Source organism: Escherichia sp. AM3, assembly GCF_032029835.1.
Taxonomy (GTDB): Bacteria; Pseudomonadota; Gammaproteobacteria; order Enterobacterales; family Enterobacteriaceae; genus Escherichia; species Escherichia coli.
This window is the reverse complement of sequence record NZ_JAVUPQ010000010.1, coordinates 29,908-45,464: the sequence shown is the minus strand read 5'-3', so window position 1 is coordinate 45,464 and position 15,557 is coordinate 29,908. Positions and strand designations below refer to the sequence as shown.

The following is a 15,557-nucleotide window of genomic DNA, read 5'->3' as shown; positions in this document are numbered from 1 at the left end:
CCTGGCGCGGGTGCGGCAGGGATGAAAATTAATCGTATTGTTAATGAGGGATTTATGAAAACGATGCTGGCAGCTTATTTACCAGGAAATTCGACCGTCGATCTACGGGAAGTTGCGGTGCCGACACCAGGGATTAACCAGGTACTGATCAAAATGAAATCTTCCGGAATTTGCGGAAGCGATGTCCACTATATCTACCACCAGCACCGCGCTACGGCAGCGGCACCCGACAAACCGTTATACCAAGGATTTATCAACGGTCATGAACCGTGCGGGCAGATTGTGGCGATGGGGCAAGGCTGCCGCCATTTTAAAGAGGGCGACCGCGTGCTGGTGTATCACATTTCTGGCTGTGGTTTTTGCCCGAACTGCCGCCGCGGCTTTCCTATCTCTTGTACTGGCAAAGGAAAAGCGGCTTACGGCTGGCAGCGTGACGGCGGTCATGCCGAATATCTGCTGGCGGAAGAAAAAGATCTGATCCTCCTGCCGGATGCGCTGAGCTACGAAGATGGTGCGTTTATCAGTTGCGGCGTTGGCACGGCCTATGAAGGGATTTTGCGCGGCGAAGTTTCCGGCAGCGATAACGTGCTGGTGGTCGGTCTGGGGCCGGTCGGCATGATGGCGATGATGCTGGCGAAAGGTCGCGGTGCAAAACGGATCATCGGCGTTGATATGCTGCCGGAACGTCTGGCGATGGCAAAACAGTTAGGGGTGATGGATCACGGCTATTTAGCAACCACCGAAGGTCTGCCGCAGATTATCGCCGAACTCACCCACGGTGGCGCGGATGTTGCGCTCGATTGTTCCGGTAATGCCGCAGGTCGCTTGCTGGCACTGCAATCCACCGCTGACTGGGGACGGGTGGTTTACATTGGTGAAACCGGAAAAGTGGAATTCGAGGTCAGCGCCGATCTGATGCACCATCAACGGCGGATTATCGGCTCCTGGGTGACCAGTCTGTTCCATATGGAAAAATGCGCCCATGATCTGACGGACTGGAAGCTGTGGCCGCGTAACGCCATTACCCATCGCTTCTCGCTGGAACAGGCAGGTGATGCCTATGCGCTGATGGCGAGCGGCAAATGCGGGAAAGTTGTGATTAACTTCCCGGATTAAGGAGTTAGCGGATGACCATCTATACCTTATCCCACGGGTCGCTAAAGCTGGACGTTTCTGACCAGGGCGGCGTAATCGAAGGCTTCTGGCGCGATACGACGCCGCTCTTACGTCCTGGTAAAAAAAGCGGTGTGGCAACCGATGCCTCATGTTTTCCGCTGGTGCCATTTGCAAACCGGGTGAGCGGCAATCGTTTTGTCTGGCAGGGGCGTGAGTATCAACTGCAACCGAATGTTGAGTGGGATGCGCACTATCTACACGGCGATGGCTGGCTGGGCGAGTGGCAATGTGTCTCGCACAGCGATGATAGTTTGTGTCTGGTGTATGAACATCGCAGCGGTGTCTATCACTATCGGGTAAGTCAGGCGTTTCATTTAACGGCGGATACGCTGACGGTGACGCTCTCTGTCACCAATCAAGGGGCAGAGACGCTGCCATTTGGTACCGGCTGGCATCCTTATTTTCCGTTGTCGCCGCAAACGCGGATTCAGGCACAGGCGAGCGGTTACTGGCTGGAGCGGGAGCAGTGGCTGGCGGGTGAGTTTTGCGAGCAGCTACCGCAGGAACTGGATTTTAACCAGCCCGCGCCGTTGCCGCGCCAGTGGGTGAACAATGGTTTTGCCGGATGGAATGGTCAGGCCCGCATCGAGCAGCCGCAGGAAGGTTATGCCATCATCATGGAAACGACGCCACCTGCACCGTGTTATTTCATCTTTGTTTCCGACCCTGCGTTTGATAAAGGATATGCGTTTGATTTCTTCTGTCTGGAACCGATGAGCCATGCGCCGGATGATCATCATCGCCCGGAAGGGGGTGATCTCATTGCGCTAGCACCAGGGGAATCAACAACTTCAGAGATGTCGTTGCGGGTAGAGTGGCTGTAATTTATTAAATGCCGGATAAGGCGTTCACGCCGCATCCGGCATCTTTCCTAACGCCGATCGAGAGAAATTGCCCCCGGCCCGGTAATTGCCAATAGCAAGAACGCGCCAGCGATACTGACATTCTTCCAGAAATTAATCATATTTGGCCCAACCGCATCGCCGGTCATATCCCAGTAATGGTGACCAATCACCGCCGTACCCAGCGTGTAGAAAATAAACAGCACCGCCAGCGGACGGGTGAAAAAGTCAAGCACGATTAATATCGCGGCGGGCACTTCCATAACTACCGCAATAATCGCTGCCAGCATCGGCATTGGCGCGCCCAACGAGGCCATATATTGGACCGTACCGTCAAAGCCCATCATTTTGGGAAAACCAAAAATAATGAAAATTAAGACCACGGCGATACGGGCAATTAATAACAAAACGGGGCGGGCAGCTCCAAAATCAAAATAACGTAGTGTGTTCATAACCAATCCCTTTGCAAGATAATGTGATTTAAACGTAATACACACTCTTGCACCTCGCCACGCCCCAGGCATTGAGATATTCGCTAATTATCCTGGTTACAGTGATTTAAGCGCGATGTTCTCATCTATCAGCAGTTTCGCATCAAACGTTTTGCCGCTCTGGATCCATTTGCGAATTGGGCGAATCTCACGCCCCTGATTCAGCGTGACCGCACCGATAAGCACGCCGTTTTGCAGATTAAACCAAATCGCCTTCTGAGTTTCCGGGTTGCCACGACAAAGCCAGTCATCGCCACGCATATCGCCAATAAACTGTAAGTTATCACTGTACTGATCGCTCCAGAACCACGGCGGCGGCAGTAGCGGTAGCGGTAGCCCTAACATTGCGGCAGCGGCAATTTGCGCCTGGTTATTGGCGTTTTCCCAGCTTTCGCAGCGGTGTAGTGCACCATTATCAAGACGAGTGATTGCCACATCGCCACCGGCAAAGATCGCGGGATCGCAGGTGCGGCAAGCCTCATCAATGACAATGCCATTGGCAGTATCAAGGTTGGCCTCGCGAGCCAGTTGCTCGTTGGCGCTGATACCAATACCGTAAATCACCACATCAGCCTGAAGCGTTTCCCCACTTTGCAGCGTCAGTTCTACTTTTTCACCATCGACCACATGTTCAATGGCATTATTGAGCAGAATGCGCACACCAGCCTGCTGGTGGCGCTGTAAAAGATAGCGTTGCACGGGCGGTGGTGCATTACGGCCCATGACGGTTGCCGCCAGTTCAATCACTGTCACCTTACATCTGCGCTGCGTGGCGCTGGCAGCCAGTTCCAGACCAATAGTTCCGGCACCGATAATCACGACTGACCGTTCGGGCTGCAGAACTTCTCGCAGTCTGGCGGCATCACCGGCATGGCGTAGGGTAAAGCAGCGTTCTCCCAGTGCATCAAGCAACGGCAGCGGTCGAGCTGCCGCGCCGGTTGCTATAAAAAGCTGATCCCAGTGCCAGCTTTCGCCGTTGGTTAACACTAACTCTCGTGTGTCGCGACCCAGCGTTTTGATGGTTACACCGGAATGCAGATGAACATTGTTTTCCTGCCACCAGTTAGCGGGTAACACCTGCTGTAACTGCGGGGAATCTTCCAGCAACATGGATTTCGAGAGTGGAGGTCGTTCATAAGGAAGATGTCGCTCATCGGAAAACAGATGCAGCTCACCGGTGAACCCTTGCTGGCGTAGCGAGGCCGCAGCCATTGCCGCCGCTTGCCCGCCACCGACAATAATGATCGTTTTTTCTTTCATCGTGCTTCCTTAAAGATCCAGCCCAGCCGCTACGTGGCGAATGCCGCGAATCGCTAAACCCGCATCAGCGTTGATCATCACACCGCTTAATGCGCGATTATTGCGCCGCGATGCCAACATCACATACGGCCCCGTAAAATCCGCCGGTTGCGGGAAAAATTGCAGCGGTAAAATGGCGGCAATTTTCTCCGGCGTCAGAGACTGCATTATCGAGGTTTCACTTTGCCCGAGCGCCTGTGGGCCGCGCAGGTCGCTGGCCATACCACACGGGCCGACGCCATTCACCCGCACTTTCGGTGCCAGTTCATAAGCCAGTTGGCGAATAAGTCCGGTTGCGGCATGTTTACTGGCGGTGTACAGCGGGCCACCGCCGCCAGGATACCAGGCGGCATTTGACAGTGTGAAAATCATGCTGCCTTCACTGGCGATTAACGCCGGAGCGCAGGCTTTTGCGCCCAGCAGGTAACCGAGTACGTTGACGTTAAACAGCTCGTGGAAGCCGGTTTCGAGCGTCTCTGCGGGAGTATTAACCAGTGAGGCATTGTGATCCCAGATGCCTGCATTGCCGATAAAACAATCCAGCTTGCCGGAACGAGTCAGGATCTGATCGACCGCGCGTTGATAATCGGCATAACAGGTCACGTTACCTTCCACCGCCAGAATATGTTCGCCAAATCGCTGACGCAGACTGGCGACTTTTGCCGCCGACAGTTCCAGCGTGGCAACCTGCGCGCCTTCTTCGATAAATCGCTCGACCAGCGCCAGCCCTAATCCCGATCCGCCGCCGGTAATAAAAATGGACTCGTTATGCAGATCGCTCATGGCTGCGCCTCCGGTAAGTCGATGAAAATGTCACCACCTTCAACGTGTACTGGATAAGTGGTGAGCGGATCGGTGGCGGGCAGGCATAACGCTTTCCCCGTTTTCAGGCAAAAACTGGCGGCGTGTAGCGGGCACTCCACCGTGGCGTCATCTTCCAGATACCCTTCTGACATTGACGCATTACCATGGCTGCAACGATCGTTAATGGCATAAAACTCGCCGCCAACGTTGAACAGGGCGATGACGGGCGAGGTATCGATCCGGAGAGCCTCACCCTCCGGCACATCCGCAACGGGACACGCATAAATTCGATTCATCAGAACAGTACACTCAGGTTATGGGAAGTGATTACCGCTTGATCCAGGACGATATCCCGTTCCAGCAAGCGCCAGTTGTCATCTTCCAGACGGCGAACTTTGTCGAAACGCGTTCCAACATAGAATGTTTCATCGCGCTCTTTTTGTGCCCGATAAAGTAGATAATTCACCCTCACGGCAAATACATTTGGGATGTCGGTTTCGCTTACCTGGCAGTTGCTGATTAAGTGACGAGTGCGTGACGGCGGCTCTTCTGCCCAGGCCATGCCCGTTTCCAGACGGGCGATTCGCCGCTCCAGCTGGTCTTTGGTGTCATTAAAAATCCAGGTCGTCGGTGGCTGAACGCCTTTGCGGCGGTCGCGCGTTTGCGCGTTAACCGTGGTGCGCATGGTGTAACGAATCTCTTCGTCGAGCTGTGCCAGCCAGTCACGAAATTTCCAGTCATCCAGCAGACTGGCTTCGTGAAAGAGAAACTGGCTAATGCGGTGATGTAACTCCAGTGAAACTTGCGCACTCATTTCATCACCTCCTGCTGGTAAGCGGCGGTTTTATCGAGCACTTCTTGCCAGCTTTCGCTACTCAGGAGATCGGCCCAACGTTGGTACATTCCGCGAGCGGCAGTTTCTGAGAAAATATAGTTAGTAATGCCAGGAATGCCGTCGTCGCGACGCTTTTCCTGACCAAGCCCCATTTCCAGACACAGTTTGCTGTTGCGGGCGCGGTGGCCTTTAAGCAATTTCTGGATTTCACACCAGTTCTCCGAGTCATCCTGCTCGAGAAAACCAGCAGGACCAAAAGCACGAGTGGCGCTGTTTTCAAAAGCGGCTTTAACTTCATCGGAGGCGGCTTTGTCAGTAATACAGAACGCCCACACTTCAACTTGATCAGGGCCGCGCGGATGCCAGACGCGGAGCGTGGCAGTGCCGTTGAGCCATGAAAGCGTGGGGAAAATATTGTTATGACCCGCCAGGCGCAGGGCGCGAACTTCACCTAAACGTTGTTCTGCTTCGGCATAGGTTTCGCGGTAATAGCTTGAAACTGCGCCATCGACCCAGACATTAGCATCCGGTTTTTCAGTAAAGAAGAAACCGCTACCGTGACCGTCCTGACCAAATTGCAGCGCATCTTTGGCGGTTTCCCACACCGGGCGGGCGGTTTGTCCATCACCGAGGCGCTTATCGCTGCCATCATCTTTCGCCCCTAATACCTGAACGGCAGAAGCATGGCTGAACAGAGCATGATACTGGTCACTGGCGAACTGCTCTGCCGGGAATTTCCAGTTGCAGTTGATCACCCACTTTTGTACGCCGCCGACAATTTCGGTGCCGCCTTCGCGACGATCCAGCATGCCATCCAGATACCAGGCAATGTCACCCAGGTAATCACGCAGGCCCGGTGCGCTGGTATCCCAGTTGCCAAAAATCAGCCCTTTATAACTCTCCACACAAGGAACTTCGTTTAGCCCCCAGTGGGATTTACACAACCCTTGTGGATAGGCGCGAGGTTCCAGCGGTACATCGATCAACTCGCCGTTAATGCCATAAGACCAGCCGTGATACGGGCAGGTAAAGGCGCGAGTGTTGCCGCAATCTGCATAACTCACACGCATGGCCCGGTGGCGGCATTGGTTGAGAAACGCCTTGATGCTGCCGTCTTTCTGACGCACTACGACAACCGCATCTTCTCCCATGTAGGTGTTAAAGAAATCACCGGGTTTTGGGATCTGGCTTTCGTGGGCGAGAAATAGCCAGCAACGACCGAAAATACGCTCAAGCTCCAGTTGGTAAATGTCCGGGTCGGTATAAATACGCGGAGTGACCCGACCGTTTTGGGTGTCAATCAGTTGGTAAATGTTCAAATCTGAGGGTGTGGTCATATTTTTTAATCCTGAAAGATAAGATGTATTGACCTTCTATTTTTGTGCCATAAGGATGTTGCTGGTTGGTTGCTAATATGTGAAATAGTTAATTTCTACCAGCTGAGACGTTTTTTCGATAACAAGGGGAAGGTGATGGAACTACGGCATTTACGCTATTTCGTCGCAGTGGCGCAGGCACTGAACTTTACCCGTGCGGCGGAAAAACTGCATACCTCACAGCCTTCGTTAAGCAGCCAGATCCGCGATCTTGAAAACTGTGTCGGTGTTCCGTTACTGGTGAGGGATAAGCGCAAAGTCGCGTTGACGGCGGCGGGAGAATGTTTTCTCCAGGACGCGCTGGCAATCCTCGAACAAGCGGAAAATGCCAAATTACGGGCGCGGAAAATTGTTCAGGAAGACAGACAATTAACCATTGGCTTTGTGCCATCGGCGGAAGTGAATTTATTGCCAAAAGTATTACCGATGTTTCGTCTCAGACAGCCAGACACCTTGATTGAGCTGGTGAGTTTAATCACCACGCAACAGGAGGAAAAAATTCGCCGTGGTGAACTCGACGTCGGCTTAATGCGCCATCCTGTTTATAGCCCGGAGATTGATTATCTGGAGCTTTTTGACGAACCATTAGTGGTGGTGTTACCGGTTGATCACCCTTTAGCACATGAAAAAGAGATCACCGCCGCGCAACTGGATGGCGTGAATTTCGTCAGTACCGATCCGGCGTATTCCGGTTCGCTTGCGCCGATCGTTAAAGCGTGGTTTGCGCAAGAAAACAGCCAGCCAAATATCGTCCAGGTGGCAACGAATATTCTGGTGACCATGAATCTGGTGGGCATGGGGCTGGGCGTCACTTTGATACCCGGTTATATGAATAATTTTAATACCGGGCAGGTTGTTTTTCGTCCCATTGCCGGAAATGTGCCTTCCATTGCTTTACTGATGGCGTGGAAGAAAGGGGAGATGAAGCCGGCATTACGCGATTTCATCGCCATTGTGCAGGAACGTTTGGCAAGCGTAACGGCATAATTACGCATTATTTTTGCAACATGCGTCGCGGATCTCAGTTTTTTAGTGCTTGTGAACTGGCGTTACAGACATCGGGAAGCAGGCTCGAATATTCTTATTTTTCAACTTGCACCAACATTCGATTAACCCCAGACTAACGCCTCCTGACGGGAGGGACTCATGGTTTTGCAATCCACGCGCTGGTTGGCGCTCGGCTATTTCACATACTTTTTTAGTTACGGCATTTTTCTACCTTTCTGGAGCGTCTGGCTTAAAGGGATTGGTTTAACGCCAGAAACCATCGGCCTGTTATTGGGGGCAGGTCTGGTTGCCCGTTTTCTCGGGAGTTTGCTCATCGCGCCCCGCGTCAGCGATCCTTCCCGCCTGATTTTCGCCTTGCGCGTGCTGGCACTGCTGACACTTCTCTTTGCTGTCGCCTTCTGGGCGGGGGCGCACGTAGCGTGGCTGATGCTGGTGATGATTGGCTTTAACCTCTTTTTCTCACCGCTGGTACCGTTGACCGATGCACTGGCGAATACGTGGCAAAAGCAGTTCCCGCTTGATTACGGCAAAGTGCGACTGTGGGGCTCGGTGGCGTTTGTCATTGGCTCGGCGCTGACGGGCAAACTGGTCACTATGTTTGATTATCGGGTGATCCTCGCGCTGTTGACGTTGGGCGTGGCATCCATGCTGCTCGGCTTTCTCATCCGTCCGACGATTCAGCCACAAGGGGCAAGCCGCCAGCAGGAGAGCACCGGTTGGTCAGCGTGGTTGGCGCTGGTTCGCCAGAACTGGCGCTTTCTGGCCTGCGTTTGTTTATTGCAGGGGGCACATGCGGCCTATTACGGTTTTAGCGCCATTTACTGGCAGGCAGCTGGCTACTCGGCCTCGGCGGTGGGGTATTTGTGGTCGCTGGGCGTGGTGGCGGAAGTCATTATCTTTGCGCTGAGTAATAAACTTTTCCGCCGTTGTAGTGCACGCGATATGCTGTTGATCTCGGCGATTTGCGGCGTAGTGCGCTGGGGCATTATGGGAGCAACTACGGCGTTGCCGTGGTTGATAGTGGTGCAAATTCTGCATTGCGGCACCTTCACGGTCTGCCACCTGGCCGCCATGCGTTATATTGCTGCTCGCCAGGGTAGCGAAGTCATCCGTTTACAGGCGGTTTACTCTGCCGTCGCGATGGGCGGCAGTATCGCTATCATGACCGTTTTCGCCGGTTTCCTGTATCAATATCTGGGCCACGGCGTGTTCTGGGTAATGGCGCTGGTGGCGCTGCCGGCAATGTTTTTGCGCCCGAAAGTTGTTCCCTCATGCTGATTCGAGCATTTTGCGGATCTGCTCCTGTTGATGTGTTGTCAGCGTCAGGTCCGTATAGATCAGCGGTGGTGAAAAGAGCGGTAATGGCATGGTATAAGGCGCAATAATCAGTGCCGCGCCACGCGGAGCGCCTGTCTGCAAAAATGCCTTTACCGACATATGCTTAATGTTGAGCGGCAGTAACGTTAGTTCGCGTAACTGCTGCTCAATCTGCGCTTCTCGCTCGCTATCATTCCCGGTCAGTAGAATAATCTGTTTTTCATGCAGATCGTTTTCCTGCATTAGCCAGGCACCGAAAATCACCGCGACCAGACCACTTTCCTCATCAGAAAGATGGACGCCGTATTCACTTTCAAATCCGGCCAGCGCCGCGCGGGTGGTGCGCACCAGGCGTGGGTACAGTCTGGCGAACTCTTCCGGCAGGGTATTATCAATACCGATGGCAAACAAACTGCGATTTAACGCCTGGGCGAGGTGGGTATAAAGCTGATCACATAACCCCTGTTCATCATAAAAACGAACATTTCCCAGCTCACGAAAATGGTTTACCAGACGTTTGATAGACTGACGCAATTGTCTGTCTCGCTGATGCGCATCCCGCAGTGGATCGGGAACCCGCAACATGGAAAAAAGTAGTGCCATAAACAGTGGCTCATCAGGCGGTACAGGCTGGAGCGCCCGACGCTGCCAGTGGCGTCCAATTTCCTGCGCTACCTGAAATTCAAGGCAGGATTCCGCCCAGCGACGTTGGAGCGGATTAAACTGAGGCGTCATTCCAGCGTGGTGCTGCAGCAAACAATATTGCAGATACAGACACAGGAAATGAATATCGCGCGATTCAAAGCGTTTTTGCAGCCGTCGGGAGCAGAGATTCACTAACGCTTGTAGATTGGTATCGTCGTAAAAGTTACGCGCAATTCCGCGCCGCTTCAATTCACTCTTCAGGGCGGGGGTGAATTGGCTGGTAATAAATGACGGACACAGACGGAAACCACGTCGTAGCCAGTGAAATAAACACAAACGTTGGTTAAGCACTGTACCTTCAACCCGGTAGCTACCGTCATAACCAGTCGTCAGTGTGAGTTGATGATAGCGCAGGATCTCCCGTCCTGTTTCGCTGATATCAAGACTGGCAATATCATCATCCACACCATTAAGCTCGCTGAAGGTTGCCATGGTGGCGGTCAACCCCGGCTGAAAGAGCGTCAGCAAGATCTGGCAGCGGCGCTGGGGAGCCGAAAGGACAGATGGTGGAGCAAGCGTAGGCATCATCTGTAGATCTCCCATAAGCATAATTGATAAGAATAGCTAAAGTTTGCTCAGGGAAATGACGAAGGGAATGCTAATCATCAGAAATGTTGGCAAGCGTCACAGAATTTTTCTCATCTTAAACTGTTCTGACCAGTGGATTAGCATGTCTTAAGGTGGTTTTGTGAATGATTATCGTGCTAGCGATCATGGGTTAGTTCTGCGGATTCAACGCGCTAAGGATAAAGTCCACCATCTGTTCGCGATAAACATCGCCGTGACGATCGGAAAAAGCATCAATGTGTTCGCCATCCGGGATTAGGATCAACCGTTTTGGCTCTTTTGCCAGGCTATACAACTTTTCGCTGTGCTGCCATGGGATAACGTGATCGGCTTTACCGTGAATGAGTAAAAGCGGGATCGGGCTGACGCTGGCGATGTAATTTTCGCCGCTGTAACTCTCATCAAGTAAGTAGCCACTGCCGGGGATCATCTGGTTGGCGATGGTTGCATAAGAGGCAAATGTGGAGTCGAGGATCACCGGACGTATGCCTTCACGATCACCCTGACCAATAACAGCAAGAATATTCGCCCCGCCAATACTCTGCCCGAACAGCACCAGCCGTTGTGGGTTTACATCACTGCGATGGCGCACCACATTGATGGCGCTTTGCGTATCGTCCAGCAATCCGGCCTGGGACGGCGTGCCTTTTGATTTACCAAACCCGCGATAATCAAACATAAAAACGTTGAAATTACGCTCGGGTAACCAACTGACCAGCGGCCAGTGGGCGGACATATTTCCGGCATTGCCGTGAGCATGAATGATGGTTGCGATGGCGTTGTCAGCAGGGCCCGTCGAAGAAGGGATAAACCAGCCTTGCAGACGAGTACCGTCCTTAGCCGTAAATTCGACGGATTCCGCCGACCAGGGGTCGGGACCGTAAATTTTATCGTCAGGATAATAGAAGAAGTTGATGGCAACGCGCGGCACTAAATAAACGCAGAAGGCAACAACAAAGAGAATAAACAGAATTTTGGGAACGCGTTTGTTCACTGGCAGTGCCATAACCTTTCCTTGCGACTTCTTTATCATCCATTAATCGGGGAAAGATGGTGGGAGAGTGACGAAAGAAAGTAAAGCGGTGAGGAAGTATTTCGGAATAGCGCCTGAAAGGCGAGGGCGGGTGAGTGATATCACCCGCCTGAGTCATTAACGCTTCAGAGCGTCGCTTAACTCGTCACGCATGTTCGCCAGCATGGCTTTAACAACACGCGGGTTACCAGCAACGATGTTACCGGTCAGCATATAGTTATGACCACCGGTGAAGTCGCTGACGATGCCGCCCGCTTCACGAACCAGCAGCTCGCCTGCAGCGAAGTCCCACGGGCGCAGACCGATTTCAAAGAAACCGTCAACACGACCCGCAGCGACGTAAGCCAGATCCAGCGCCGCAGAACCGGTACGACGGAAGTCTGCACATTCGTTGAACAGTTTGCCGACGATGTTGATGTAGGTAGTGGCGTACTGTTTTGCTTTGAACGGGAAGCCGGTCGCCAGAATAGTACCGTCGAGATCGCGAGCGGTGCTGCCGCGCAGACGGTAGCCGTTCAGCTGTGCGCCCTGACCGCGAGTGGCGGTGAACAGTTCGTTACGCATAGGATCGTATACCACAGCAACTTCGGTGCGGCCTTTGATACGAACGGCGATAGATACCGCGAAGTGCGGCAGACGTTTGATAAAGTTGGTAGTGCCATCCAGTGGATCGATAACCCATTGAACATCCTGATCAGTACCTTCAAGTTCACCGCTTTCTTCGGTGATGATGGTGTGCTGTGGGTAAGATTTACGAATCGTGTCGATAATCACCGCTTCGGCAGCTTTATCTACGTTGGTCACGAAATCGTTACTGCCTTTCTGGCTCGCTTCTACAGCGTCCGGGGTTTCATAGTTTTTGGCAATTAAATTACCCGCCTTGCGCGCTGCGCGCACGGCGATGTTCAGCATCGGATGCATCGGTCTCTCTCACTGGATGTTAAAGAACGGGAAAACGGCGCAGAGTATAGCAGCGAGATCGGCATCTGTCTTCGTTTTATGATAAGATGCGTGAATAATCTTTAGATGAAGAAAGACAATGCTGCAAAATATTCGAATTGTGCTGGTGGAGACGTCACACACCGGCAATATGGGTTCTGTTGCCCGTGCCATGAAAACAATGGGATTAACCAATCTGTGGCTGGTTAATCCACTGGTGAAACCCGACTCCCAGGCGATTGCCCTGGCAGCAGGGGCCAGCGATGTGATTGGTAATGCTCACATCGTCGATACGCTCGACGAAGCGTTAGCCGGTTGTAGCCTGGTGGTGGGCACCAGCGCACGCTCCCGCACGCTGCCGTGGCCGATGCTCGACCCGCGCGAATGCGGTCTGAAAAGCGTCGCTGAAGCGGCAAATACCCCGGTGGCGCTGGTGTTTGGTCGTGAGCGCGTCGGCTTGACCAATGAAGAGTTGCAGAAATGCCATTATCATGTCGCGATTGCGGCTAACCCGGAATACAGCTCGCTGAACCTGGCGATGGCGGTTCAGGTTATTGCCTATGAAGTGCGCATGGCCTGGCTGGCAACTCAGGAAAATGGCGAGCAGGTCGAGCATGAAGAGACGCCGTATCCGCTGGTCGATGATCTGGAGCGTTTTTATGGTCATCTGGAACAAACGCTGCTGGCAACCGGTTTTATCCGTGAAAACCATCCGGGGCAGGTGATGAATAAATTGCGCCGTCTGTTTACCCGTGCGCGCCCGGAAAGCCAGGAATTGAATATCCTGCGCGGGATTCTGGCTTCTATTGAGCAGCAGAATAAAGGTAACAAGGCCGAATAACAGTGGTTGCCTGATGCGACGCTTAACGCGTCTTATCAGGCCTACAATGTACAGAACCGTAGGTCGGATAAGGCGTTCACGCCGCATCCGACAGCCGTTGCCTGATGCGACGCGTAATGCGTCTTATCAGGCCTACAGTGTACAGAACCCCAGGGCGGATATGGCGTTCACGCCGCATCCGACAACAGGTACAAACGCCACGATAAAAAAATGGCACTGAAGGTTAAATACCCGACTAAATCAGTCAAGTAAATAGTTGACCAATTTACTCGGGAATGTCAGACTTGACCCTGCTATGCAATACCCCCACTTTTACAATAAAAAACCCCGGGCAGGGGCGAGTTTGAGGTGAAGTAAGACATGAGACTGACATCTAAAGGGCGCTATGCCGTGACCGCAATGCTTGACGTTGCGCTCAACTCTGAAGCGGGCCCGGTACCGTTGGCTGATATTTCCGAACGTCAGGGAATTTCCCTTTCTTATCTGGAACAACTGTTTTCCCGTCTGCGTAAAAATGGTCTGGTTTCCAGCGTACGTGGACCAGGCGGTGGTTATCTGTTAGGCAAAGATGCCAGCAGCATCGCCGTTGGCGAAGTAATTAGCGCCGTTGACGAATCTGTAGATGCCACCCGTTGTCAGGGTAAAGGCGGCTGCCAGGGCGGCGATAAATGCCTGACCCACGCGCTGTGGCGTGATTTGAGCGACCGTCTCACCGGTTTTCTCAACAACATTACTTTAGGCGAACTGGTTAATAACCAGGAAGTGCTGGATGTGTCTGGTCGTCAGCATACTCACGACGCGCCACGCACCCGCATACAAGACGCGATCGACGTTAAGTTACGCGCTTAATTTAACCGTCCTGTTTCGTGTTGCATCTGCGTTGACTGCACATACTCACTCCGGTCACTTACTTATGTAAGCTCCCGGAGATTCGTAAGTTTGTCAACTTGCTGAAACCCGAAACAGTTAGGTTAAAGATAACAAGATATTAGAATCAGGCCGGGGCGTATCGCGCTCCGTAAACACGGTCGTACATCCAGCCGGTAGCCTGATTCCTTGCATTGAGTGATGTACGGAGTTTATAGAGCAATGAAATTACCGATTTATCTCGACTACTCCGCAACCACGCCGGTGGACCCGCGTGTTGCCGAGAAAATGATGCAGTTTATGACGATGGACGGAACCTTTGGTAACCCGGCCTCCCGTTCTCACCGTTTCGGCTGGCAGGCTGAAGAAGCGGTAGATATCGCCCGTAATCAGATTGCCGATCTGGTCGGCGCTGATCCGCGTGAAATCGTCTTTACCTCTGGTGCAACCGAATCTGACAACCTGGCGATCAAAGGTGCAGCCAACTTTTATCAGAAAAAAGGCAAGCACATCATCACCAGCAAAACTGAACACAAAGCGGTACTGGATACCTGCCGTCAGCTGGAGCGCGAAGGTTTTGAAGTCACCTACCTGGCACCGCAGCGTAACGGCATTATCGACCTGAAAGAACTTGAAGCAGCGATGCGTGACGACACCATCCTCGTTTCTATCATGCACGTGAATAACGAAATCGGCGTGGTACAGGATATCGCGGCTATCGGCGAAATGTGCCGTGCTCGTGGCATTATCTATCACGTTGATGCAACCCAGAGCGTGGGCAAACTGCCTATCGATCTGAGCCAGTTGAAAGTTGACCTGATGTCTTTCTCCGGTCACAAAATCTATGGCCCGAAAGGTATTGGTGCGCTGTATGTGCGTCGTAAACCGCGCGTACGCATCGAAGCGCAAATGCACGGCGGCGGTCACGAACGCGGTATGCGTTCCGGCACTCTGCCTGTTCACCAGATCGTCGGAATGGGCGAAGCCTATCGCATCGCAAAAGAAGAGATGGCGACCGAGATGGAACGTCTGCGCGGACTGCGTAACCGTCTGTGGAACGGCATCAAAGATATCGAAGAAGTTTACCTGAACGGTGACCTGGAACACGGTGCGCCGAACATTCTCAACGTCAGCTTCAATTACGTTGAAGGTGAGTCGCTGATTATGGCGCTGAAAGACCTCGCGGTTTCTTCCGGTTCCGCCTGTACGTCAGCAAGCCTCGAACCGTCCTACGTGCTGCGCGCGCTGGGGCTGAACGACGAGCTGGCACATAGCTCTATCCGTTTCTCTTTAGGTCGTTTTACTACTGAAGAAGAGATCGACTACACCATCGAGTTAGTTCGTAAATCCATCGGTCGTCTGCGTGACCTTTCTCCGCTGTGGGAAATGTACAAGCAGGGCGTGGATCTGAACAGCATCGAATGGGCTCATCATTAATCGGTATCGGAATCAGGAGA

General features: G+C 52.8%; 16 protein-coding genes. 7 read left to right on the top strand and 9 right to left on the bottom strand.

Annotation, left to right across the window (positions count from 1 at the left end):
• Positions 1-21: 21 nt before the first annotated feature.
• Together RTW80_RS06770 and RTW80_RS06765 are read left to right on the top strand one after the other, a co-directional pair.
• Complete coding sequence (locus RTW80_RS06770; RefSeq protein WP_000700809.1) at positions 22-1,116, top strand: zinc-dependent alcohol dehydrogenase family protein; 1,095 nt, start codon at positions 22-24, stop codon at positions 1,114-1,116.
• Positions 1,117-1,127: 11 nt separating this feature from the next.
• A complete protein-coding gene (locus RTW80_RS06765; protein ID WP_000158547.1) occupies positions 1,128-2,000 on the top strand; it encodes an aldose 1-epimerase in 873 nt (290 codons plus the stop codon).
• 47 nt (positions 2,001-2,047) lie between these two features.
• Here RTW80_RS06765 and RTW80_RS06760 read toward each other — a convergent pair whose 3' ends face one another.
• The 6 genes from RTW80_RS06760 to hcaE all read right to left on the bottom strand — a co-directional run bounded on the left by RTW80_RS06760 (position 2,048) and on the right by hcaE (position 6,784).
• Positions 2,048-2,470, bottom strand: a complete 423-nt coding sequence (locus RTW80_RS06760) for a DoxX family protein (RefSeq protein WP_032180107.1) — start codon at positions 2,468-2,470, stop codon at positions 2,048-2,050.
• A gap of 96 nt (positions 2,471-2,566) precedes the next feature.
• A complete protein-coding gene (hcaD, locus tag RTW80_RS06755) occupies positions 2,567-3,769 on the bottom strand; it encodes a phenylpropionate dioxygenase ferredoxin reductase subunit (protein WP_000660788.1) in 1,203 nt (400 codons plus the stop codon).
• 9 nt (positions 3,770-3,778) lie between these two features.
• On the bottom strand, positions 3,779-4,591 hold the full coding sequence (hcaB, locus tag RTW80_RS06750) for a 3-phenylpropionate-dihydrodiol/cinnamic acid-dihydrodiol dehydrogenase (protein ID WP_001281377.1): 813 nt from the start codon (positions 4,589-4,591) through the stop codon (positions 3,779-3,781).
• Positions 4,588-4,908, bottom strand: coding sequence for a bifunctional 3-phenylpropionate/cinnamic acid dioxygenase ferredoxin subunit (locus RTW80_RS06745; RefSeq protein WP_001080102.1), 321 nt, complete (start codon positions 4,906-4,908; stop codon positions 4,588-4,590). The genes hcaB and RTW80_RS06745 overlap by 4 nt, the downstream gene beginning before the upstream one ends.
• Positions 4,908-5,426 carry a 3-phenylpropionate/cinnamic acid dioxygenase subunit beta gene (hcaF, locus tag RTW80_RS06740; RefSeq protein WP_001276076.1) on the bottom strand — a complete coding sequence of 173 codons (519 nt, stop codon included), beginning with the start codon at positions 5,424-5,426 and terminating at the stop codon, positions 4,908-4,910. The genes RTW80_RS06745 and hcaF overlap by 1 nt, the downstream gene beginning before the upstream one ends.
• Complete coding sequence (hcaE, locus tag RTW80_RS06735) at positions 5,423-6,784, bottom strand: 3-phenylpropionate/cinnamic acid dioxygenase subunit alpha (RefSeq protein ID WP_000211172.1); 1,362 nt, start codon at positions 6,782-6,784, stop codon at positions 5,423-5,425. The genes hcaF and hcaE overlap by 4 nt, the downstream gene beginning before the upstream one ends.
• A gap of 135 nt (positions 6,785-6,919) precedes the next feature.
• On the opposite strand from hcaE, the gene hcaR reads away from it, so the two are divergent.
• Both hcaR and RTW80_RS06725 read left to right on the top strand, forming a co-directional pair.
• Positions 6,920-7,810, top strand: coding sequence for a DNA-binding transcriptional regulator HcaR (gene hcaR / locus RTW80_RS06730; protein ID WP_000423257.1), 891 nt, complete (start codon positions 6,920-6,922; stop codon positions 7,808-7,810).
• A 159-nt stretch (positions 7,811-7,969) separates the two neighbouring features.
• The gene (locus tag RTW80_RS06725; protein ID WP_000244174.1) at positions 7,970-9,109 is read left to right on the top strand and encodes a 3-phenylpropionate MFS transporter; all 1,140 of its coding nucleotides are present in this window, start codon (positions 7,970-7,972) and stop codon (positions 9,107-9,109) included.
• Here RTW80_RS06725 and csiE read toward each other — a convergent pair.
• From csiE to suhB, 3 genes are all read right to left on the bottom strand, one after another.
• Positions 9,101-10,381, bottom strand: coding sequence for a stationary phase inducible protein CsiE (gene csiE / locus RTW80_RS06720; RefSeq protein ID WP_000982997.1), 1,281 nt, complete (start codon positions 10,379-10,381; stop codon positions 9,101-9,103). The genes RTW80_RS06725 and csiE overlap by 9 nt on opposite strands.
• A 190-nt stretch (positions 10,382-10,571) precedes the next feature.
• On the bottom strand, positions 10,572-11,426 hold the full coding sequence (locus tag RTW80_RS06715) for an alpha/beta hydrolase (RefSeq protein ID WP_063119294.1): 855 nt from the start codon (positions 11,424-11,426) through the stop codon (positions 10,572-10,574).
• Between the two features lie 144 nt (positions 11,427-11,570).
• A complete protein-coding gene (gene suhB / locus RTW80_RS06710; RefSeq protein WP_000553451.1) occupies positions 11,571-12,374 on the bottom strand; it encodes an inositol-1-monophosphatase in 804 nt (267 codons plus the stop codon).
• A gap of 118 nt (positions 12,375-12,492) precedes the next feature.
• Between suhB and trmJ the strand changes: the two genes are divergently transcribed.
• The 3 genes from trmJ (at position 12,493) to iscS (ending at position 15,537) form a co-directional block, all read left to right on the top strand.
• Complete coding sequence (gene trmJ / locus RTW80_RS06705) at positions 12,493-13,233, top strand: tRNA (cytosine(32)/uridine(32)-2'-O)-methyltransferase TrmJ (RefSeq protein ID WP_000940019.1); 741 nt, start codon at positions 12,493-12,495, stop codon at positions 13,231-13,233.
• A gap of 360 nt (positions 13,234-13,593) precedes the next feature.
• Positions 13,594-14,082, top strand: a complete 489-nt coding sequence (gene iscR, locus RTW80_RS06700) for a Fe-S cluster assembly transcriptional regulator IscR (RefSeq protein ID WP_001241356.1) — start codon at positions 13,594-13,596, stop codon at positions 14,080-14,082.
• A 240-nt stretch (positions 14,083-14,322) separates the two neighbouring features.
• Positions 14,323-15,537, top strand: a complete 1,215-nt coding sequence (gene iscS, locus RTW80_RS06695) for a cysteine desulfurase (RefSeq protein ID WP_001295373.1) — start codon at positions 14,323-14,325, stop codon at positions 15,535-15,537.
• Positions 15,538-15,557 lie beyond the last annotated feature (20 nt).

Bases quoted from the DNA above. Each gene is read 5' to 3' on its own strand.
- RTW80_RS06770 (WP_000700809.1), top strand. From the start codon at position 22: ATGAAAATTAATCGTATTGTTAATGAGGGATTTATGAAAACGATGCTG.
- RTW80_RS06765 (WP_000158547.1), top strand. From the start codon at position 1,128: ATGACCATCTATACCTTATCCCACGGGTCGCTAAAGCTGGACGTTTCT.
- RTW80_RS06760 (WP_032180107.1), bottom strand. From the start codon at position 2,470: ATGAACACACTACGTTATTTTGATTTTGGAGCTGCCCGCCCCGTTTTG.
- hcaD (WP_000660788.1), bottom strand. From the start codon at position 3,769: ATGAAAGAAAAAACGATCATTATTGTCGGTGGCGGGCAAGCGGCGGCA.
- hcaB (WP_001281377.1), bottom strand. From the start codon at position 4,591: ATGAGCGATCTGCATAACGAGTCCATTTTTATTACCGGCGGCGGATCG.
- RTW80_RS06745 (WP_001080102.1), bottom strand. From the start codon at position 4,908: ATGAATCGAATTTATGCGTGTCCCGTTGCGGATGTGCCGGAGGGTGAG.
- hcaF (WP_001276076.1), bottom strand. From the start codon at position 5,426: ATGAGTGCGCAAGTTTCACTGGAGTTACATCACCGCATTAGCCAGTTT.
- hcaE (WP_000211172.1), bottom strand. From the start codon at position 6,784: ATGACCACACCCTCAGATTTGAACATTTACCAACTGATTGACACCCAA.
- hcaR (WP_000423257.1), top strand. From the start codon at position 6,920: ATGGAACTACGGCATTTACGCTATTTCGTCGCAGTGGCGCAGGCACTG.
- RTW80_RS06725 (WP_000244174.1), top strand. From the start codon at position 7,970: ATGGTTTTGCAATCCACGCGCTGGTTGGCGCTCGGCTATTTCACATAC.
- csiE (WP_000982997.1), bottom strand. From the start codon at position 10,381: ATGATGCCTACGCTTGCTCCACCATCTGTCCTTTCGGCTCCCCAGCGC.
- RTW80_RS06715 (WP_063119294.1), bottom strand. From the start codon at position 11,426: ATGGCACTGCCAGTGAACAAACGCGTTCCCAAAATTCTGTTTATTCTC.
- suhB (WP_000553451.1), bottom strand. From the start codon at position 12,374: ATGCATCCGATGCTGAACATCGCCGTGCGCGCAGCGCGCAAGGCGGGT.
- trmJ (WP_000940019.1), top strand. From the start codon at position 12,493: ATGCTGCAAAATATTCGAATTGTGCTGGTGGAGACGTCACACACCGGC.
- iscR (WP_001241356.1), top strand. From the start codon at position 13,594: ATGAGACTGACATCTAAAGGGCGCTATGCCGTGACCGCAATGCTTGAC.
- iscS (WP_001295373.1), top strand. From the start codon at position 14,323: ATGAAATTACCGATTTATCTCGACTACTCCGCAACCACGCCGGTGGAC.